Consider the following 20,778-nt stretch of genomic DNA (forward strand, 5'->3'; position numbering starts at 1 on the left):
TCCCCTACCGTGCCAGCACGACGCCGGCGTCGGGCCGGAAAGACACCCAGGCACGGTCGTTCCAGGTCAGTGGATCCTCGGTCAGACGGGCCGCGTTCAAGGCGCTTGCCCGCACGATCTGCCCGTCGTCCAGCCTGACGTGATAGACAGTCATGTCGCCGAGATAGGCGATGTCGTAAACCTCACCTTCCAGCGCGTTGACGGCATCGGCCGGCTTCTTAGACGAGACCCTGATCTTCTCCGGCCTGACGGCGAAGACGATATCCGCATTGGCCTTCGCAGCCGCGCCACCGTTCTCGACGACGATCTGAGCTCCGCTTGGACCTGTAATGCGCGTCGTGTTGGCCGCCTGTTCGGCAACCTTGCCCTCGAACATGTTCACGTTGCCGACGAAATGGGCGACGAAGCGCGACGTCGGGGCTTCATAGACTTCCGGCGGCGTCGCCACCTGCATGACTTCGCCCTTGTCCATGATGGCGATGCGATCGGCCATCGTCATCGCCTCTTCCTGATCATGGGTGACGACGACGAAGGTGAGACCAAGCTCCTGCTGCAGATCCATCAGTTCGAACTGGGTTTCCTCGCGCAGTTTCTTGTCGAGCGCGCCGAGCGGCTCGTCGAGCAGCAGCACCTTCGGTCGCTTGGCGACCGAGCGGGCAAGCGCGACGCGCTGGCGCTGGCCGCCGGAAAGCTGGTGCGGCTTGCGCTTGGCGAACTGCTCGAGCTTGACCAGCTTCAGCATGTCGGCGACGCGTTTTTCGATATCCGGCTTCGGCATGCCTTCCTGTTTGAGACCGAAGGCGATGTTCTTCTCGACGGTCATATGCGGGAACAAGGCATAAGACTGGAACATCATGTTGACCGGCCGGCGATAGGGCGGAATGCCGCGCAGATCCTGGCCGTCGAGCAGGATGCGCCCGGCCGTCGGCTCCTCGAAGCCGGCAAGCATCCTGAGCAGCGTCGACTTTCCGCAACCCGATGCGCCAAGCAGAGCGAAGAATTCACGCTCGAAAATGGTCAGCGACAGATTGTTGACGGCGGTAAAGTCACCAAACTTCTTGGTGACATTGTCGAACTGGATATATGGCTTGGCGTTCGGGTCGTTCCATGGCGCGAAGTCCCTGCGGATGCTGCCAAGCGATTTCATATCCCCACTCCATACTTTTTTATTCCCCAAAAGAAATCGACCCCGGCAGTTGGCTGCCGGGGTCGCGCCGGATTGCCTACTGGCCGGTGACGATCTTGGTCCAGCTGCGCGTGACGATGCGCTGGGTCTTGGGATCGTAAGGCTGGGTGGTATAGAGCTTCTGCAAGGTCGCGGCGTCCGGATAGACCGAGGGATCGTCGAGCAGCGCCTTGTCCACGAATTGCTGCGATGCCTTGTTGCCGTTGGCATAAAGGACATAGTTCGACGACTTAGCGATCACTTCCGGCGTCATCATGTAGTTGATGAATTCAAGCGCCTCGGCGACGTGCGGCGCGTCGGCGGGGATCGCCATCTGATCGAACCACATCTGGGCGCCTTCCTTCGGCACGGAATAGCCGATTTCCACGCCTTGCTTGGCCTCGACCGCGCGGTTGCGAGCCTGGAACACGTCACCCGACCAGCCGACCGCCAGGCAGATATCGCCATTGGCAAGTGCGTTGATGTATTCGGACGAGTGGAACTTCCTGATATAGGGACGGACCTTGAGAAGAGCTTCCTCGGCCTTGGCGATATCGTCGGGCGACGTGCTGTTGGGGTCGAGACCGAGGTACTTCAGCGCCGCCGGCAGGATGTCGGATGGAGAATCCAGCACATAGACGCCGCAATCCTTCAATTTGGCCAGGCTATCGGGGTTGAAGAAGGTATCCCAGCTGTCGATCTTGTCGGTGCCGAGCGCTGCCTGCACTTTCTTGGTGTTGTAGCCGATGCCGACCGTGCCCCACATGTAATTGACCGAGTATTCGTTGCCGGGATCGTATTTGGCGGTGCGCTCCGTAACCGTGTCCCACATGTTGGAGAGGTTCGGCAGCTTCGACTTGTCGAGTTTCTGGAACACACCGGCCTGGATCTGGCGGGCCAGGAAATTGCCGCTCGGCACGACGACGTCGTAGCCGCTGCCGCCGGCGAGCAGCTTGGTTTCGAGGATCTCGTTGGAATCGAACGTATCGTAAACGACCTTGATGCCGGTTTTCTTGGTGAAATCATCGATGATCGAACTGTCGATGTAATCCGACCAGTTGAAGACGTTGACGACGCGGTCCGCGGCGTGACCGGCGGGCGTCAAAAGCGCCAGAAATACCGAGGTTGCCGAAAGCCAGAGCGCTTTGCGGATCATGCTATTCTCCTTTGGTGAGTGTTCCATTGCCGGCGCGTCGCGACATGCTCGCGCGGCCGGGCATTTGCTTTAGACTGTTGAGCTTTCCAGAGGTCGACGACCGCCATTCGGCACGCTGCCGACGGCCGCCCACTCGGTCGGGGCGGGAAGGAATTGCGATGCCGTCAGAAGCTTTCGCCGCCGTACGGTCAGAGATACTAGAATGTGGTCCGGTCTCGATCGGGCCGCCGGGGAGACTTGGCAAGATACGCCTGTCTTGTTGTTGCCGTGTTCCCAGCCTGCCCGGGTGGCAGCGACATTGTCAATGGGCAAAGCTTCGGCGCCCGCATCAATTAGGCGAAGGCACCCCGGTGACCCCAGCCCGCTGAGGCCGCGCCTGGCGCTTGAATTCGAGCCCGATATGGACAAGCAGCGCCGTGACCACCACCGCGCCGCCGACGATGGTGCGCCCGGACGGCACCTCGGAATGGATGAGCCAGACCCATATCGGCCCCAGGATCGGCTCGAACGTGCCGAGCAACGCCGCGATAGCCGCCGGGATCAAGCGCGCGCCAGTGGCGAAGAATGCAAGGCCAAGGCCGAGATTGACCACGCCGAAGACGAGGAGAAGGCCCATGTCGCCGGCCGACACCGCGAACGTCGAGGCCTGCGAGGCAGCGAAGCCCGCCGCCAGAATCGTGCCGAGACAGGTCGCCGGCGTCATGCGGACGCTGGAGAAGCGCCGGGTGATGACGGTGGCGATCGAGAACATGAACGCGATCAGCAGCGCCAGTCCATCGCCTATGGGCGAGACGGCGCCGTCAACAGATTCAGACACCATGATGGCGACGCCGGCGATGACGGCGACGATTGCTATCCAGGTCGCGACGGTTACCTTTTCGCGGAACAGCGCCCAGGCAAACAGGGCCGCCAGAAGCGGCACGCCGGCTTGCATCAAAAGAATATTGGCGACGGTGGTATAGGCAAGCGCCACCACGAACGAGGTCGACGCAATGGCGAAGCAGAACCCCACCGCAATGCCTGGCAGGCCCATGTCGCGGAATGATTTCAGCATGCCGCGCCAGCCGTCACGCCAGACCATGAAGCAAAGCAGGAAGACGGCAGCCCACGCGGAGCGCCAGAATATCACGGTCCAACTGTCGCCGACCGTGATGAACCGAGCGATGGTGCCGCCGAAACTCCACATCAGTGCCGACAGGAACACCAGAAGGAAGCCGATGCGCTCCTCGCGCGGCGGGATGGCCGCGGACGTGGCGATCTGCCTTGATGTGGTGTCGGTCATGGGCGCGACTGTCGAGATTTTGAGGACGGCACGATGCGCAGGAGACGACAAGAACGTACCCTGTTCGCGTACCGCAAAGGCATTGGCGAGGCGTGATCCAGTGCAGTGTTCCGTTTGGCGCACTGCCGGCACCCTACCGGCGCGCCCGACAACAGTCAGCAGCGCTTGGGCGACGCCTACGACGTGCGCTTGTTGCCGCGAATGAAGCGCCAGACTCCGGCCAAGGGAACCAGCAAGATCAAACCGAATTTCTTCAGCGCAATGAGCGCCACGGCCAGAAGGCCCGCCTTCGCCGCCAATTTTCCCGCTATGAGGCCACCAATGCCAACTGCCGCAACTGTATCGGAGCCGGGTATGAAATCAGTGTATTTCTTCCCGGTATTGAAGGCGGCGAGGCCAAGGACTTCGTCCAGGCTTTGCCTTATCTCCGGCAATTGCTCCACCGTAGCGATATAACTCATCACAAAAACGCCCTCCTTACCCAGAAAACGGACGTCGTAGTTGAGCGTGTGGACGGTATCGTCTCCGAATTGCAGTTCCTTTGCCCAGTGCAAACGCTTGTTGACCGAGTCGTAGACTGGCGGCGAGGCCCAGCCGATCAAGGTAATGGGAGGAAAGCCATCCTTTGCCCTTTGATCGTTGCCTGACAATGTGTCCGCCTGCATGGTGCGCAGCAACTCGCCGTAGTCGATGGATGCGGCGTCGCCATCATCGACATAGCCTATCTTCTCCCATCGCAACTCTATGCCCCAATTGCCATCGGCAATGGGATCATATTTGGCCGGAAAGATCATGCCGACCGAATCGGCAGCGGAACTGGCAGGATTGCCCCAGGCTTCTGTCAAAACAGAGGCAGTGTCTTTCTTGTTAAGAAAATAGAACTTATCGCCGAGGGTCAGGTGTACACCTTCGGCAAGGTCCACCGTGCCGATCTTCGGCTCGATTTTGTCCAGGAAAGCCTTGCCGTCGTCATTGTACCCTTGGTAAGATTTAAAAAAATCCGAGGATTTTTCCGCCTGAGCGGGCCAGACCGAAAGGGCAAGGCCCAAACCAAGCCAAAGAGCTATCCGGCTCATCAATCCCCCCGATCGCTGCACAGATTGTCGTTGATATCTTAACAGCAATGCTCAATCAATATTGCATCCGCTATGTTTAGCGTGACGGCTTATTGTCTTCCTGAGTAGGAAGCAGTCTTCTTCTTCGCGCGGCAAGTCACCACGACATCACTGGAAGTCGAAGGCACTCAAGCCGGTGACCATCTCGTCGAGGCCGAGCGGTCGCGTCACCGGCGGCTCTGCGCGCGCCAGGCAGCCGGCGCGCTCGCAAAGCCGGCAGGCGGGGCCGACAGGCGTCGCCGCGACGGTGCCCGCCCCCATCTTCGCGCCGGTCGCCGCGCCAGGCAGCACCGTGCCATAGACGATGTCGTCGCGAAAGCCGATGTCGCAGCCGAGCAGCAGTGCCGTGCGGCGGGGTCGTTCGGAGAACGCGCCTTGCGGCCCCTCCAGCGTGCGGGCGATGCACAGGAACTCGGCGCCGTCGGGCATTTCCACCGCCTCGACGAATATCTGGCCCGGCTGAGTGAAGGCGACATGCACGGGAAGCTTGGCACAGCCCCCGCCGAAGCGGCTTTGCGGAAAGCCCTGGCTGCCGGCCTTGCGGAAGCGGTTTCCCGCATTGTCGATCTCCAGCATGAAGAAGGGCACGCCGGAAGCAGCTGGCCGCTGAAGCATGGTCAGCCGGTTTGCCGCCTGCTCGAAGGAAACGCCGAAGCGCGAGCGCAGGACATCAATGTCGTAGCGTGAGCGAACGGCCGCCGCGTGAAAGGGCAGATAGGGCATCATCAGCGCATGGGCGGCGTAGCGGCCGAGTTCGAAGCGGGCAAGGCGGCGCGCCTCGTCCGTGGTCAGCCTCAGTGCCTGGATCTCACTGGCGACCGCAACCGACATGCGGATAAGGCAGGCCTCCATCGCGACTTCACGCAACTGGTCGAACGGCGACAGACGCTCGGACAGGAACAGGCGCTGCGAGTGGCGGTCGTAGCGGCGGCGCCAGTTCGGCATGGTGGCGACCGGGAGAACCTTGACCACGATGCCGTATTCGCGCTTCAGCCATGCCTTCAAGGCGCCAAGCAGGTCGTCGCCGGGATCGAGCACCGACGTGAACGCCTCGGCCTCTTCCTCGAGCGAGGCGAAATGGTTCGGTCGCCGCTCGAAAATCTCGCGCACCTCGTCGATCGGCAGGCGGGCGCCAGAGAGGGCGGTCGCCCGGCCCTCGCGGGCCAGAAGCTCGTTGAGATCGGACAGCCGCTCGGCTTGCTCGCGATAGGCGCGGAACAGTTTTATCACCGCGGCGGAGGCGTTGGGCGCCGCCTCGGCAAACTCGATCAATTCCTGGTCTCCCGGCAGTTCGCCGACCAGCAGCGGATCGGTGAACACCTCCTTGAGGGCAGCGACCGATCCCCTTGCCTCGCCCTGAAGCTCATGCGGATCGACTTTGTAGACGGAGGCGAGCTTCAGGATCAATTGCACCGTCAGCGGCCGCTGGTTGCGCTCGATCAGGTTGAGGTAGGACGGCGAGATGCCGAGCCCCTCGGCCATCGCCGTCTGGGTCAGGCCCTTGGCGCCACGGATGCGGCGGATGCGCGGCCCAGCGAAAATCTTCTGGTCAGCCATCGCCAATTCTTGACAGGAGTTTACACGCCGCCAGCTGCATCCCGCCTCTCTTCGCTTTACAGGATTGACAAATTTACAGTGCCTTGCTGTCAAACACAACACAGATTTTCCGTTATATCCACTCGGTTCTGCTGATTTTTCTAGCTCATGCGGCGCCAAAATGTAAATTCAGTCACATAGAAGCGGCCCGAGAATTGGCTGTGCAGAAATCTTCGGAGTGACCAATGACTGATTTTTACAACCTCGTCCCCTCGGCGCCTGAAGGTCGCTTCGACGGCATTGAACGTCCCTATTCGCCGGAGGACGTGAAGCGGCTGCGCGGTTCGGTGCAGATTCGTCAGAGCCTTGCCGAAATGGGCGCCAACCGGCTGTGGAAACTTATCCACGAGGAGGACTTCGTCAACGCGCTCGGCGCCATGTCCGGCAACCAGGCGATGCAGCAGGTGCGCGCCGGGCTGAAGGCGATCTACCTGTCGGGCTGGCAGGTCGCTGCCGACGCAAACACCGCCTCGGCGATGTATCCGGACCAGTCGCTCTATCCGGCCAATGCGGCGCCCGAACTGGTCAAGCGCATCAACCGCACGCTGCAGCGCGCCGACCAGATCGAAACCTCCGAAGGCAAGGGGCTTTCTGTGGAGACCTGGTTCGCACCGATCGTTGCCGACGCGGAAGCCGGCTTCGGCGGTCCGCTCAACGCCTTCGAGATCATGAAGGCGTTCATCGAGGCCGGTGCCGCTGGCGTCCATTACGAGGACCAGTTGGCGTCGGAGAAGAAGTGCGGCCATCTCGGCGGCAAGGTGCTGATCCCGACCGCGGCGCATATCCGCAACCTCAACGCGGCGCGGCTCGCGGCCGACGTGATGGCCACGCCCACCTTGGTCGTGGCACGCACGGACGCGGAAGCTGCAAAGCTGCTGACCTCCGATATCGATGAACGCGACCAGCCCTTCGTCGACTATGATGCCGGCCGCACGGTGGAAGGCTTCTACCAGGTCCGGAACGGCATCGAGCCTTGCATCGCGCGGGCCATTGCCTATGCGCCGCACGCCGACCTGATCTGGTGCGAGACCTCGAAGCCCGACCTGGCGCAGGCCAAGAAATTCGCCGAGGGGGTGCGCAGGCACCATCCAGGCAAGCTGCTCGCCTACAATTGCTCGCCGTCGTTCAACTGGAAGAAGAATCTCGACGACGCGACGATCGCCAAGTTCCAGAGGGAACTGGGCGCCATGGGCTACAAGTTCCAATTCATCACGCTGGCCGGCTTCCACCAGCTCAACTACGGCATGTTCGAACTCGCCCGCGGCTACAAGGCGCGGCAGATGGCGGCCTATTCCGAGTTGCAGGAAGCGGAATTCGCGGCGGAAGCCAATGGCTATACCGCGACCAAGCACCAGCGCGAGGTCGGCACCGGCTATTTCGACGCGGTCTCTATGGCGATCACCGGCGGCCGGTCGTCGACCACGGCCATGCATGAATCGACCGAGCACGCGCAGTTCAAGCCGGCCGCGGAATAGCGACCAGGAAATACAGAGGAAACGCCCAACAGGGCCTCAGACACAGGAGAAGACCAATGGCATCGATAAGCCGCGTCAAGGAACGGGCCGAAGAGCAATCGACCACGATGAGCGTCGACCAGCAGGCGACAATCCGCATGCTGGCCAACGACCTGCACAGGCTCAACCAATCGGTGATGAAGGCGGTCGAGGCGGGCGTCTCGGTGGAGCTCGTGCGCTCCGCGAGGCACCATGGCGGCGACGGCAATTGGGGCGACCTGCTGATCCCGGTCATCGTTACACAACAAAGCCATGGCTGACCCGGAAGCGCTACAACCGGCCATTTGCCCGCGCCGCGTATGCGTAGGTGAATTTTATTTTCACGCAACCAAGCTATGGACAGGGCAGTACAGTACTGTTGCTTGAATCCACTGTGTGGGAGACGGTTTCAGAAGTCTTTTATTTCAACTTGACATAGGGTGCGATCTCACGCCAATTGTCCGCAGATTCAACTCTGCATTGAAATAGGGGCAAGATTCTTGGCCGACTTGGGTGCCTAGTGAGTGACGAGGGGGAGAGTACAAAACATCTGAATCGGGTGACCCGGGGTTCAAACATTGAGACGATCCGAGATCCTTCGCGGGTGCTTGTTGTCGGGAAGTCGCCGATCAATCGCGTCGTGGTGTCTAAAATCGTCGAGCGTTCCGGGCTCAAACCAATCTCGGAATCGCCTGAAATGGCGGTGAAGACCTTACGTTCGCTTATCCCCGGGGCGGTTGTCCTCGATGGTGGCCCCGACAACAAAGACTGCGACACGCTGATGTCCAGTATCGACACGTTGCGGCGAGCCGCGGGCAAGGCACTTCCTCCCGTGATCCTGCTTTCAACCAAGAATGGCACGCCCGAGAGCCTGGGCCTGGCGCATGTTGTCGACGCGGTGGTGGCCAAGCCGATCACGCCCGAACGGCTGCAACCGGTCATCGATCGCCTGACCGGCCGCTAAAACGATTCCAAAAGGCGAAAACCGTTTTTCCATCCAGAATTGCGCGAAAAAAGCAGTCGGAGGTCTACGATCAAACTCTGTTCCTGATGCTTTCGACAAGCGCGGGCAATTGGCTGAGATCCGATATCTGGCGGAAACGCGGCTCGGCGACCGGCGCCTCCACATGTTCGAGCACCCAGGTCAATTCGTGCGGCACATAGACACCCCAGCCGCCGGCCTCGATGGCGGGCACCACGTCCGACTTCAGCGAATTGCCGACCATCATGCTCCTTGCCGGGCCATCGCCATGGCGGTTGAAAAGGCGCGCATAGGTCGCGGCGGTCTTGTCGCTGACGATCTCGACGGCGTAGAACAACTCGCCCAGCCCGGAGCCAGCCAGCTTGCGCTCCTGATCGAACAGATCGCCCTTGGTGATCAGCACGAGGCGGAAGGTGCCGGCGAGCTTCTCGACCGTCTCGCGTGCATGCGGCAAGGGCTCGATCGGATGGCCCAGCATCTCGCGGCCGGCGTCGAGAATCTCCGATATGACGGAAGCCGGCACGCGCCCGTCGGTGACCTCTATCGCCGTCTCGATCATCGAGAGCGTAAATCCCTTGATGCCGAAACCGTAGATCGCGAGATTGCGCCTCTCGGCTTCCAACAGTCGAGCCGAGATCTGCTCGCCCTCGCCATGATCGGCCAGCATGGCGGCAAAGCGCTTTTCCGTCATGCGGAAGAACCGTTCGTTCTGCCAAAGCGTGTCGTCGGCGTCGAAGCCGATCGTGGTCAGTTCGTTGCTGGATCTCATCGCCGGCTTCTCGAGTGCGGGAAGACGCCAAACCTATGCCGACCGGCAACCGGTTTTCAACCCGCAACGGCAAATGCCCGCGGCGGCTCCCCTTCCCTTCGGTCGCACGGCACGGCTATACTTGAAAATCCGCAACCCAATCTGGTGAATGATGCCGCCTGCAAAAAAGGAAGTCCGTCCGTCGAGCCGCGGAGGACGGGCGCGCACGCCTGCCTTCGTGAAAAACCTGCGGGGTGTGAAGAACTGGAAGGAAGTCAGCGATTGGCTGGAATGGCGCGGCATCGAGGATATCGAATGCATCACGCCTGATCAGGCCGGCGTGGCGCGCGGCAAGATGATGCCGTCGAAGAAATTCACTTCCAACACCTCACTGGCGCTGCCTTCGGCGGTCTTCATGACGACGATTTCTGGCGGCTATCCGGAGGACGGTAACGGCTTTCACTATCCGGAAGACGACGGCGACCTCAAGCTGATGCCGGACCTGTCGACATTGACCGTGGTTCCCTGGGAAGAAGACCCGACGGCCGCCGTCATCTGCGACCTCGTCCACCAGGACGGCCGCTCGGTCGAGTTCACGCCGCGCAATGTGCTGAAGCGCGTGCTGGCGGCCTATGACAAGCTTGGGCTGAAGCCGGTCGTGGCACCCGAAATCGAGTTCTACCTCGTGCGCAAGAATCCGGACCCGGACTATCCCCTGACCCCGCCTGTCGGCCGCTCGGGGCGCGCGATCGGCGGCGGCGCCGGCTATTCGATCGCCGGCGTCAACGAGTTCGACGAACTGATCGACGACATCTACCATTTCTCCGAAAGCCAGGGCCTGGAGATCGACACGCTCATCCACGAAGAGGGCGCCGGCCAGCTCGAGATCAATCTGCGCCACGGCGACCCGATCGAGCTCGCCGACCAGGTGTTCATGTTCAAGCGCACCATTCGTGAAGCCGCGCTCAAGCATGAGATCTACGCGACCTTCATGGCCAAGCCGATTCAGGGCCAGCCGGGCTCCGCCATGCATATCCATCAGTCGATCGTCGACAAGAAGACGGGCAGGAACATCTTTTCGGCCGAGGATGGTTCGGAGACCGAGGATTTCTTCCATTTCATCGGCGGCATGCAGAAGCACGTGCCGAATGCGCTGGTTATGTTCGCGCCCTACGTCAATTCCTACCGGCGGCTGACGCAGGCGGCCTCTGCCCCGGTCAACAACAAATGGGGCTACGACAACCGCACCACGGCGTTCCGCGTGCCGCGTTCCGATCCAGCGGCGCGGCGCGTTGAAAACCGCATCCCGTCCTCCGATGCCAATCCCTATCTGGCGCTGGCGGCTTCGCTTGCCTGCGGGCTGATCGGCATCACCAGGAAGATCAAGGCCGAGCCTCCCGTGCTGACCACCGCCAACGCGCACGAGATCGACCTGCCGCGCAGCCTGCTCGAAGCCGTCGACCTGTTCGAAGGCGACGAGGAACTCTGCGCACTGCTGGGCAAGTCCTTCGCCGCCACCTATGCGGCGATCAAGCGGGCGGAATTCGAAACGTTCATGGAAGTGATCAGTCCGTGGGAGCGGGAATATCTGCTGCTGAATGTGTGATGGTGAGTGAGTAGTGAGTAGTTGGTAGCGACTACTCACTACTCACTACTCACTACTCACTACTCACTACTCACTACTCACTACTCACTACTCACTACTCACTACCCGAACTCCCTCGAGTCTTCGCTCATCATGAACTACCAATCCCCCATTTCCCCCGGCCGGTCCTGGTATGAGGACACGGCTGGGCCGCGGCCCGAATATCCAACGCTCGACGGTGACCGGACCTGCGACGTCGTTATTATCGGCGGCGGGTTTACCGGCCTGTCGGCAGCGACACATTTGGCCAAGGCCGGTACCAGCGTTGTCCTGATCGAAGCATATCGTTTTGGCGATGGCGCTTCGGGGCGCAATGGCGGCCAGCTCGGCACCGGGCAGCGTGCCTGGGCCGAGGACCTGGAGGCCGAATACGGTCTGTCCCGCGCCAGGGCCCTGTTCGATCTCGCCGAAGAGGCGAAAGCGCATCTGCTCGACTTCGCCGCCCTCAACCAGATCGATATCGACTATATGCCAGGCCAGCTCTCGGTCGCGCACAAGCCGCGCTATGTCGACGACTACAAGGCGCATGCCGAAATCATGGCCGGCCGCTTCTCATACCCGCACATCTCCTTCATGGATGCGAAGGAGACGGCGGATCGGCTGGGCTCGAGCGCTTATTTCGGCGGCACGCGCGATATCGGCACCGGCCATATCCATCCGATGAAGCTGGTGATCGGCACGGCGCGGGCGGCGGCACAAGCTGGCGCCCACTTGTTCGAAGGAACGCCATCGACCGGCATCGTCTCGGCAGGCGGCAAGATCAGGGTCTCCACGCCGAGAGGGACGATCTCGGCGCAAAAATGCCTGATCGCGGTCAACGCCTATGGCGGCACGCTCGAGCCGGTGAGCGCCGCGCACATCATGCCGATCGGATCCTTCATCGGCGCGACCGTGCCGCTGGGGTTGGATTCGAACGTGTTGCCGGGGGGCGAATCGGTCGACGATTCCCGCTTCGTCGTGCGCTATTTCCGCAAATCCAGGGATGGACGGCTGCTGTTCGGCGGACGCGAGGTCTATGGCGTCAACGATCCCAAAGATATCCACATCCACATTCGCCGTCAGATCGCGGAGCTCTATCCGGCGCTCAGCGATGTCGAGATCACCCATGGCTGGGGCGGCTATGTCGGCATCACGGTGCCGAGGAAGCCATTCGTGCGCGAAGTGATGCCGAATGTGATCTCAGCCGGCGGCTATTCCGGTCACGGCGTCATGCTGTCGAACTTCTTCGGCAAACTCTATGCCGAAACCATCACCGGCAACCGCGACCGGCTGAAGCTGATCGAGGAGCTGAAAATCCCGCCATTTCCTGGCGGCCGCCGGTTCCGGGCGCCGCTGCTTTTCCTTGCGCTCAACTGGTTTGCGCTGCGGGACAGGATCTAATGCGTCGCGCGAAGTGACCTTTGGGAGGAACGACATGCACAACAAGATCCAAGTGCGTTGTGGAGCCTTTTTCGACACGACGTGCTTAGGCTGCGATCGGATCGCCGCTATCCCTGCGATCACGAACTCATGTAATATTGTAATATCCATGTAATATTTGTTGCCCGGGCGACACATTGCGGAATTGCGGGCAAAAGCGCAGAATCCTTGGTAAGGGCGTACTGACGCCACAATCGCGGGCGAAAGGTCCGCATCTGGGCGATTGTTCGGGGATTGTTGCGGGCCCGCCCGCGTTTGGGACCGATGCTGATCGAACGCGTGACTTGCGATATTTGATCGAAAGAACACCGGCCCGCTTATGGAGGTGGCAAGAGTGAGAGAGCCCTTCAGTTTCGGTGCTCCGGAACGTCGGCGCTTCGCCATGCAGTTCGGCTATGACATGCGCCCGTCATTCTGGCAGGGAGTCCGTTCGAACTCGCACCTGGTTATCGCGGCAATAGGCACCGCGGCACTGCTTGGCGTTGCCGCAGTGGCGCTCTGGCTGGCGTTGCCGACCGGCGAGAGGCAAGCAGCCGCCAGCCCCGAGCAGAGCATTCCGACCATTCCGGTGAAGACGACGAAAGTTCCCTCCTCGGGGACGACGGTGACGGCGGCGGCCGTGACGCCGCAGGCGGAGCGCAAGTCCAGCCAGGTGTCACCGACCAAGGCAGCGGCGGCGGTGGACATACCAGCGCTTGCCGCCAATGATCCCCGCTGGACAGGGGCGCAGCCGAAGGCTGCCGCGGCAACTGATCCCGATCAAACGGCGGCTCCCAGCCAGGTAGTCAAGCAGCCCGAGCCGGCGCCAGACAAAACAGCGGCGGCATTCGCCCAATCGTCTGCCGGTACCGATGCCACCGACGAGCTTGCCAAGGTCGCCGCGCCGAGCCCGCCTGCCAATAGCAGCAATCCCGATGGCGCGCAGACCGCCGCCATTCCGGAGACGCAGCCGCAAGCACCGGACCAAAAACCCGCGAATGCACAAGGCGAGGACAACGCAGCCAAAGCGAAGCCGCGCAAGGTGGCGGCGACGGGCAACGGCCGTATTCTCAGAGCTGTGACCATGCGCAGTGCTCCAAAGAAGGGGGCCACCCCCATCGGTACGATCCCTGCCCGGACCTCGGTGCAACTGATGGGCTGCAAGCAGTGGTGCGAGATCGTCTACAACGGCAAGCACGGCTGGGTGTACAAGAGCTACGTCAAGCCCGGCACGTAATATCCGACGATCGCCGCGTTCAAATGCAGCGCCCGCCATCGACCTCCAGCGCGACCCCGGTGATGAAAGCGGCCTCGTCCGAGGCCAGCCATAAAGCCGCGTTGGCGATATCGAGCGGGGTCGACAGCCGCCCGAGCGGGATCGAGGCGCGGAATGCCTCGCGGATCTCGGGCGTGTCGGCGCCCATGAATTTTTCAAGCATGCCGGTTTCACCGGCGACCGGGCAAAGGCAGTTGACGCGGATGTTCCTGGGCGCGAGTTCCACCGCCATCGACTTGGTGGCGGTGATCGCCCAACCCTTCGAGGCATTGTACCAGGTGAGGCCGGGCCGCGGCCGCAGGCCCGCGGTGGAGGCCGTGGTCAGGATGACACCACCACCTTGCCGCTCCATGATCGGTACCACCGCAAGGGCGGCGTGATAGATCGCCTTCATGTTGACTGATGTGATCAGGTCGAAGGTTTCCTCGTCGACCTTGAGCATGTCGCCATTGCGATGGGTGAACCCGGCATTGTTGACCATGATGTCGACACGGCCGAAGGCGCTTTTGGCGGCATAGACCATCTCGTCGAACTCGGAGCGCAACGAAACGTCGGTCTGCGTCCAGATTGCCGCCTCGCCGATCTCATCGGCGACGCGTTTGGCACCCTTGGCGTTGACATCGGCGACAACGACCCTGGCGCCCTCTTCCGCGAAGCGCTTGGCCATGCCTTCGCCGAAGCCCGATGCCGCACCGGTGATGATGGCGACCTTGTTTTCCAGACGCATGCTTTTCCCGCTCATGGACTTCCTCGATATCACTGCACAGCTTGCACAAGGGCTGGCGACCGATGCGATCGATGCCGCAAGGATGGCGCGCCGATTTCTCCCTTAGCTTTCGTCACATTCACGTTCTATGCTGCAACTGCGAAAGCTTCCGGAGTCTTCGTTCACCGACAAGCCTCCCGGCGGCGCCAGTGTCAAGCGCACACGTGGACCGACGCAAAATCCAGCGGTTGGTCCTCGATGTGACACCATGGCACTGGAAAATTTAAATCGATTAGAATATATCAGCCGCGTATTTGCGACCGGCGTCAAAGCGGACAGACCATGACCAGCCAGATCATCCCCGTCGACCCTTTCGACTTCATCATTTTCGGTGGTACCGGCGACCTGTCGGAACGCAAGCTGCTGCCGTCGCTCTACTATCGCCAGCGCGACCATCAATTCTCCGAGCCGACGCGCATCATCGGCACGTCGCGCTCGAAAATGAGCGACGAGGAGTTCCAGGCTTTCGCCAAGCAGGCGATTTCGGACCATGTCAAGCCGGCCGATATCGATGCCAAGGAGTTGAAGACCTTCCTCGCCCGGCTTTCCTACGTCCCGGCCGATGCAACGAGCGGCGCCGGCTTCGACAAGCTGAAAAAGGCGATCGGCGAAAGTGATCACATCCGCGCCTTTTACCTGGCCGTGGCGCCGGCGCTGTTCGGCGACATCTCGCACAAGCTCAAAGAGCACAATCTGATCACGCCGAATTCGCGCATCGTGCTGGAGAAGCCGATCGGCCGCGATCTTGCCTCAGCGCAGGCGCTCAACGACCTGGTCGGCGACGACTTCCACGAAAGCCAGATTTTCCGCATCGACCACTATCTCGGCAAGGAGACGGTGCAGAACCTGATGGCGCTGCGCTTTGCCAATGCGCTGTACGAGCCGCTGTGGAATTCCGCCCACATCGACCACGTGCAGATCACCGTCGCCGAGACCGTGGGCCTGGAAGACCGCGTCACCTACTACGACAAGGCCGGTGCGCTGCGCGACATGGTGCAGAACCACATGCTGCAGCTGCTTTGCCTCGTCGCCATGGAAGCGCCCTCGTCGATGGACGCCGACGCGGTGCGCGACGAGAAGCTCAAGGTGCTGCGGGCGCTGAAGCGCATCAACGGCAACGAGGCGCCGAAGCACACCGTGCGCGGCCAGTACCGCGCCGGTGCGTCGGCCGGGGGACCGGTGAAAGGCTATGTCGAGGAACTCGGCAAGGACAGCAACACCGAGACCTTCGTCGCCATCAAGGCCGAGATCGGCACCTGGCGCTGGGCCGGCGTTCCATTCTACCTCAGGACCGGAAAGCGGCTGGCGACCCGGGTTTCGGAAATCGTCATCGAGTTCAAGCCGATCCCGCACTCGATTTTCGGCGACAGCGGCGCGGGGCCGATCTTTGCCAACCAGCTGGTCATCCGGCTGCAGCCGGACGAAGGCGTCAAGCAGTTCATCATGATCAAGGACCCAGGCCCTGGCGGCATGCGGCTGCGCCAGATCTCGCTCGACATGAGTTTCGCGCAGTCTTTCGACGGCCGCGCGCCTGACGCCTATGAACGGCTGATCATGGATGTCATTCGCGGCAACCAGACTCTGTTCATGCGCCGCGACGAGGTGGAAGCCGCCTGGAAGTGGATCGACCCGATCCAGAATGCCTGGGAAGGCGCCAAGCAGGAAGCGCAGGGCTATACGGCAGGCACATGGGGGCCGTCGGCCTCGATAGCACTGATCGAACGTGACGGGCGGACATGGCACGAGAGCAATTGAACGGCGCCAGCTACAACTGGAACGCTTTTCCCGACCGTCCGCAACTGGCCTTGGCGCTGGCTGGCCGCGTCGCCGATGCCCTGACCAAGGCGATCACCGGGCGCGGCACGGCATTGCTGGCGGTCTCGGGCGGCACGACACCGGCAAAGTTCTTTGCCGCGCTCTCCGCGGCGCCGATCGCCTGGGACAAGGTGATCGTGACGCTGGTCGACGAACGTTTCGTGCCGGCCTCCTCGCCGCGATCCAATGCCGGGCTGGTTGCCGCCAACCTGCTGCAGAACGCGGCCAAGGCGGCCCGCTTCGTTCCGCTCTACCACGAGGCGGTCGGCATCGAGGATGCCGCGGCATCCGACGATGCGGCCCTGCGATCCCTGCCCTGGCCGCTCGATGTCGTGATCCTCGGCATGGGGCCTGACGGCCATACCGCCTCCTTCTTTCCCGACGCCGACGATCTGCCGAAGCTGCTCGACCCCGCCTCGGACAGGATCATCCTGCCGGTTCACGCCGCAAGTGCGGGTGAGCCTCGGCTGACCCTGACCCTGGCGCGGATCATCGACGCCGGTTTCATCGCGCTGCACATCGAGGGCGAGGACAAGCGCACCGCCTTCGACGGCGCGGCCGCGTCCGGGCCGCGAAAGCCGATCCGTGCCGTGCTCGACGCATCGCCCAAGCCCGTGGAGGTTTTCTGGGCGCCCTGATTTCAAGTTTACAAGTGGTCCCGGCAACGGCGGGAGGATGTTTCCGGGACCTCGCCTGAAAGGACCTGATCCCATGACCGCAAGACGCGACATCGAAGCCATCACCGAACGGATACGCCAGCGCTCCAAACCGGGCCGGGAGCGCTACCTCAGCCGTATCGCCGAAGCGTCGAACCAGACCGCCAACCGGTCGGTGCTGTCCTGCGGCAACCTTGCCCATGGCTTCGCGGTCTGCAGCCCCTCGGAAAAGCTGGCGCTTGGCGCCGACAAGGTGCCCAATCTCGGCATCATCACCTCTTACAACGACATGCTGTCGGCGCATCAGCCCTTCGAGACCTTCCCTGCCCTGATCAAGGAGGCCGCGCGCGAGGCGGGCGGCATCGCCCAGGTCGCGGGCGGCGTGCCGGCGATGTGCGATGGCGTGACCCAAGGCCAGCCCGGCATGGAGCTGTCGCTGTTTTCGCGCGACGTGATCGCCATGGCAGCCGCGATCGGCCTGTCGCACAACATGTTCGACGCCGCCGTCTATCTCGGCGTCTGCGACAAGATCGTCCCGGGTCTGGTGATCGCCGCATTGACCTTCGGCCATCTGCCGGCGGTGTTCATTCCTGCCGGCCCGATGACGACAGGCCTGCCCAACGATGAAAAGGCCAAGGTCCGCCAGCTCTATGCCGAGGGCAAGGCAGGACGCGCCGAACTCCTGGAAGCCGAGTCCAAGTCGTATCACGGCCCGGGCACCTGCACCTTCTACGGGACGGCGAACTCCAACCAGATGCTGATGGAGATCATGGGCCTGCACACACCGGGCGCGTCCTTCGTCAACCCCGGCACGCCGCTGCGCGACGCCTTGACCCGCGAAGCGACGAAACGGGCGCTGGCGATCACCGCGCTCGGCAACGCCTATACGCCGGTCGGACGGATGATCGACGAACGTTCGTTCGTCAATGGCGTCGTCGGCCTGCATGCCACCGGCGGCTCCACCAACCACACCATCCACCTGATCGCCATGGCCGCCGCCGCCGGCATCGCGCTGACCTGGCAGGATATTTCCGACCTCTCGGAAGCGGTGCCTCTGTTGGCACGGGTCTATCCGAACGGACTTGCCGACGTGAATCATTTCCATGCAGCCGGCGGCCTCGGCTTCCTGATCCGCGAACTGCTCGACGAAGGCGTCCTGCACGACGATGTGCAGACGGTGTGGGGCGAAGGCCTGCGGCCCTATGCGGTCGAGGCAAAGCTCGGCGCCGACGGCGCTGTGCTGCGCGAGGCTTCGCCGCGCGCAAGCGGCGACGAAAAGGTGCTGGCGCCGTTCAACAAGGCTTTCCAGGCGACGGGCGGCCTGAAGGTGCTGGCGGGCAATCTCGGTCACGCCGTCATCAAGACATCGGCCGTCAAACCGGAGCGGCGTGTCATCGAGGCGCCGGCCAAGGTGTTCGACAGCCAGCAGGGCCTGAACGACGCCTTCAAGGCGGGCACACTCACCGGCGACTTCATCGCCGTCATCCGCTTCCAGGGTCCGAAGGCCAACGGCATGCCGGAACTGCACAAGCTGACCACCGTGCTCGGCATCCTGCAGGATCGCGGCCAGCGCGTCGCGCTGGTCACCGACGGGCGCATGTCGGGCGCCTCCGGCAAGGTGCCGGCGGCAATCCATGTGACGCCGGAAGCGGTCGAGGACGGGCCGATCGCGCGGATCCATGACGGCGACATCATCCGCCTCGACGCCGATGCCGGCACGCTGGAAGTGCTGGTGCCAGGCACCGAATTCGCCTTGCGCCGCACGGCCGAAGTCGATCTCATCGGCAATGAATTCGGCTTCGGACGCGAGTTGTTCGCCGGCTTCCGCCAATTGGTGGGCCGCGCCGATCACGGCGCCAGCGCGTTCGGCACTGCCTGACGCATTCTGTCCGGCATGAAAAAGGGCGGCACGTGGCCGCCCTTTTTGCGGTCGAAATCGCAATCCTCATTGCACCGTCAGTTCAACCCGCTCTCCGGCCTTCACGGTCACGGCGCCTTCCTTCTTGCTGTTGTCCGACTTCTCCGAAACCACGGCGTAATCGCCGGCCGCTATCGCGGCCTGATACTTCTCGTCATAGGCATAGCCGATCGACTTGCGATTGCCATTGATGTCCTTCTTCGTCTCGAAGATCTCGATCTTGGAGGTGCCAGGCGCCGTGATTGCCAGCACGCCGGCATTCATGGCGACCTTGAGGTCCTGGAACTCGCCGACCTTGACGCTGAAAGGCTGTTCCACGACGGCGAGATCGACCGTCGCGATCAGCACATAGTCATCGGGCGGCAGATCGAACTTGCTGTCGGGGCCATAGGCATAGGTGACCTCGTCGCGGGTGCCATCGATCTTCTTCTTGGCCTTGAGCACCTTGAAGCCGATGCCTGAACCGTCAGCCTTGTCGCCGCCGGCCACATAGTATGCGTTGGCAACGACATGGCCGACGCCGACGATGATGTCCTTGTCGATCACCCTGCCCGCGGCGAGCGGGATCGTTTCGGTGACCACGCCCTGCCCGATCGTGACGGTCACTTTCTCGTCGCCGGCCGGCAACACGACTTTCGTGTCTCCATAATAGGTCGGAGGGTTGTCGACGCCCGGATAGGCGATCACGACAGCCGCCCCGCTGGCCACATCGGCACCTTGGCTCGGGCGCGGATGCAGGATGAGCGTGCCGGCATTCAAGGTGAACAGCGGCTTGTAGACCTGGCCCGCCTCGATCTTGATCTTCTGCTCCGTCTTGGCCTCGCCGTCGCGCGCGACGACGATGTAGTCGCCCGGTTCCAGATTGGCTTTGTAGTCGCCGTATTCGGTGGTGACGTTGTCGCCGCGCGTGCCGTCCGATTTGGCCTTGTAGACTTCCCAGGCATTGCCGTCGGTGACAGGATCGCCGCCCTCGGTCAGCACCACGGTCGGCATGAAATTGAACTCGGGCTTCGCCGGCTCGGGCGCTGGTGCCGGAGCGAGGGCCGGTGCTGGCTCGGGCGCCGGTGCCGGCGCCGCGACGGTCTCGACCAGCGCTTCCTGCAGCGCCTTCTCGTCTGAAGCCTGGATGTATTTGCCGCCGGTGTTGTCCGCGAGGCAGGCAATCTGCTTGCCTTCGTCGGCGGTCAGGCCGAAGCCGACGACGTCGGCGGTGAAATCGACGCCGGAGGCTTCGAGTTCCTTGCCCAGCGCACAAGGGTCGCCGCCGCACGTTTCGAGCCCATCGGTGATAAGAACGACAGTTGCCTTGTCCTCGGTGTATTTCAGCGCTTCGGCCGCCTGCTTGACGGCTGCCGTCAGCGGCGTCTTGCCGAGGAACTTCATGCTGTCGGCGGCTGCCGAGATGGCGCTTGCCGAGCCCGCCTGGGGCGGCACGATCAGTTGGATGTCGTCGCAGCTGCCTTTTTCGCGATGGCCATAGGCCATGAAGCCGATCTCGTCGTCGGCGGGAACCGATTGAAGCACGGTCCTCAGCGATTCGCGGGCGATTTCCAGCTTGGGCTTTCCGTCGATCTGCGCCCACATCGATCCCGACGCGTCGAGGATGATGATGACCTTGTTGGCGGCAAAGCCGAATGTCGTCGTCGACAAAAGGAGGATCGCCGCAGCGACGCTCCGCGCAAGTATCGCCATCGAAATCTCCTGAGTTAGCCACCCCGTCCGCTGGCCGAAGCTATTTGAGCGCGTGCAGGGACACAAGCCACCGCT

Annotated in this window: 17 protein-coding genes; 9 read left to right on the forward strand and 8 right to left on the reverse strand. The window is 62.3% G+C overall.

What is annotated here, in order from left to right; genetic code table 11:
• Positions 1-4: 4 nt before the first annotated feature.
• The 5 genes from FJ943_RS24820 to FJ943_RS24840 all read right to left on the reverse strand — a co-directional run bounded on the left by FJ943_RS24820 (position 5) and on the right by FJ943_RS24840 (position 6,275).
• Positions 5-1,147, reverse strand: a complete 1,143-nt coding sequence (locus FJ943_RS24820; protein ID WP_140725795.1) for an ABC transporter ATP-binding protein — start codon at positions 1,145-1,147, stop codon at positions 5-7.
• A gap of 76 nt (positions 1,148-1,223) precedes the next feature.
• The gene (locus FJ943_RS24825) at positions 1,224-2,321 is read right to left on the reverse strand and encodes a polyamine ABC transporter substrate-binding protein (RefSeq protein WP_023772832.1); all 1,098 of its coding nucleotides are present in this window, start codon (positions 2,319-2,321) and stop codon (positions 1,224-1,226) included.
• A gap of 328 nt (positions 2,322-2,649) precedes the next feature.
• The gene (locus tag FJ943_RS24830) at positions 2,650-3,603 is read right to left on the reverse strand and encodes a DMT family transporter (RefSeq protein ID WP_140715805.1); all 954 of its coding nucleotides are present in this window, start codon (positions 3,601-3,603) and stop codon (positions 2,650-2,652) included.
• A 176-nt stretch (positions 3,604-3,779) separates the two neighbouring features.
• Complete coding sequence (locus tag FJ943_RS24835; protein ID WP_140660795.1) at positions 3,780-4,679, reverse strand: DUF2167 domain-containing protein; 900 nt, start codon at positions 4,677-4,679, stop codon at positions 3,780-3,782.
• Between the two features lie 147 nt (positions 4,680-4,826).
• On the reverse strand, positions 4,827-6,275 hold the full coding sequence (locus FJ943_RS24840; protein WP_140725798.1) for an XRE family transcriptional regulator: 1,449 nt from the start codon (positions 6,273-6,275) through the stop codon (positions 4,827-4,829).
• Between the two features lie 224 nt (positions 6,276-6,499).
• Here FJ943_RS24840 and aceA point away from each other — a divergent pair, with 224 nt between their 5' ends.
• From aceA to FJ943_RS24855, 3 genes are all read left to right on the forward strand, one after another.
• Positions 6,500-7,789, forward strand: a complete 1,290-nt coding sequence (gene aceA / locus FJ943_RS24845) for an isocitrate lyase (protein ID WP_023772829.1) — start codon at positions 6,500-6,502, stop codon at positions 7,787-7,789.
• A gap of 56 nt (positions 7,790-7,845) precedes the next feature.
• Positions 7,846-8,088, forward strand: a complete 243-nt coding sequence (locus FJ943_RS24850) for a hypothetical protein (protein WP_006202762.1) — start codon at positions 7,846-7,848, stop codon at positions 8,086-8,088.
• A gap of 269 nt (positions 8,089-8,357) precedes the next feature.
• Complete coding sequence (locus FJ943_RS24855; RefSeq protein WP_167331149.1) at positions 8,358-8,771, forward strand: response regulator; 414 nt, start codon at positions 8,358-8,360, stop codon at positions 8,769-8,771.
• A 70-nt stretch (positions 8,772-8,841) separates the two neighbouring features.
• Here the strand turns inward: FJ943_RS24855 and FJ943_RS24860 are convergent, their stop codons facing one another.
• Positions 8,842-9,558 carry an HAD family hydrolase gene (locus tag FJ943_RS24860; protein WP_140725800.1) on the reverse strand — a complete coding sequence of 239 codons (717 nt, stop codon included), beginning with the start codon at positions 9,556-9,558 and terminating at the stop codon, positions 8,842-8,844.
• Positions 9,559-9,706: 148 nt separating this feature from the next.
• Between FJ943_RS24860 and FJ943_RS24865 the strand changes: the two genes are divergently transcribed.
• The 3 genes from FJ943_RS24865 to FJ943_RS24875 all read left to right on the forward strand — a co-directional run bounded on the left by FJ943_RS24865 (position 9,707) and on the right by FJ943_RS24875 (position 13,817).
• Entirely contained in the window at positions 9,707-11,143 is a 1,437-nt protein-coding gene (locus FJ943_RS24865) for a glutamine synthetase family protein (RefSeq protein ID WP_015316305.1), read from the forward strand.
• 132 nt (positions 11,144-11,275) lie between these two features.
• Entirely contained in the window at positions 11,276-12,562 is a 1,287-nt protein-coding gene (locus tag FJ943_RS24870) for an FAD-binding oxidoreductase (RefSeq protein WP_140725937.1), read from the forward strand.
• 373 nt (positions 12,563-12,935) lie between these two features.
• Positions 12,936-13,817, forward strand: a complete 882-nt coding sequence (locus tag FJ943_RS24875) for an SH3 domain-containing protein (RefSeq protein ID WP_181174626.1) — start codon at positions 12,936-12,938, stop codon at positions 13,815-13,817.
• 19 nt (positions 13,818-13,836) lie between these two features.
• Here the strand turns inward: FJ943_RS24875 and FJ943_RS24880 are convergent, their stop codons facing one another.
• Positions 13,837-14,583, reverse strand: a complete 747-nt coding sequence (locus FJ943_RS24880; RefSeq protein WP_140725939.1) for an SDR family oxidoreductase — start codon at positions 14,581-14,583, stop codon at positions 13,837-13,839.
• A gap of 321 nt (positions 14,584-14,904) precedes the next feature.
• Between FJ943_RS24880 and zwf the strand changes: the two genes are divergently transcribed.
• The 3 genes from zwf to edd all read left to right on the forward strand — a co-directional run bounded on the left by zwf (position 14,905) and on the right by edd (position 18,972).
• Positions 14,905-16,377, forward strand: a complete 1,473-nt coding sequence (gene zwf, locus FJ943_RS24885) for a glucose-6-phosphate dehydrogenase (protein WP_015316300.1) — start codon at positions 14,905-14,907, stop codon at positions 16,375-16,377.
• Complete coding sequence (gene pgl / locus FJ943_RS24890) at positions 16,359-17,075, forward strand: 6-phosphogluconolactonase (RefSeq protein ID WP_140725805.1); 717 nt, start codon at positions 16,359-16,361, stop codon at positions 17,073-17,075. Before zwf ends, pgl begins: the two co-directional genes overlap by 19 nt.
• A gap of 73 nt (positions 17,076-17,148) precedes the next feature.
• Positions 17,149-18,972: a phosphogluconate dehydratase gene (gene edd, locus FJ943_RS24895; RefSeq protein WP_140725808.1), complete on the forward strand. Its 1,824-nt coding sequence runs from the start codon at positions 17,149-17,151 to the stop codon at positions 18,970-18,972.
• A gap of 66 nt (positions 18,973-19,038) precedes the next feature.
• Here the strand turns inward: edd and FJ943_RS24900 are convergent, their stop codons facing one another.
• Entirely contained in the window at positions 19,039-20,703 is a 1,665-nt protein-coding gene (locus tag FJ943_RS24900) for a VWA domain-containing protein (RefSeq protein ID WP_140725811.1), read from the reverse strand.
• Positions 20,704-20,778: the final 75 nt, after the last annotated feature.

The organism is Mesorhizobium sp. B2-3-10 (assembly GCF_006442275.1).
Taxonomy (GTDB): domain Bacteria; phylum Pseudomonadota; class Alphaproteobacteria; order Rhizobiales; family Rhizobiaceae; genus Mesorhizobium; species Mesorhizobium australicum.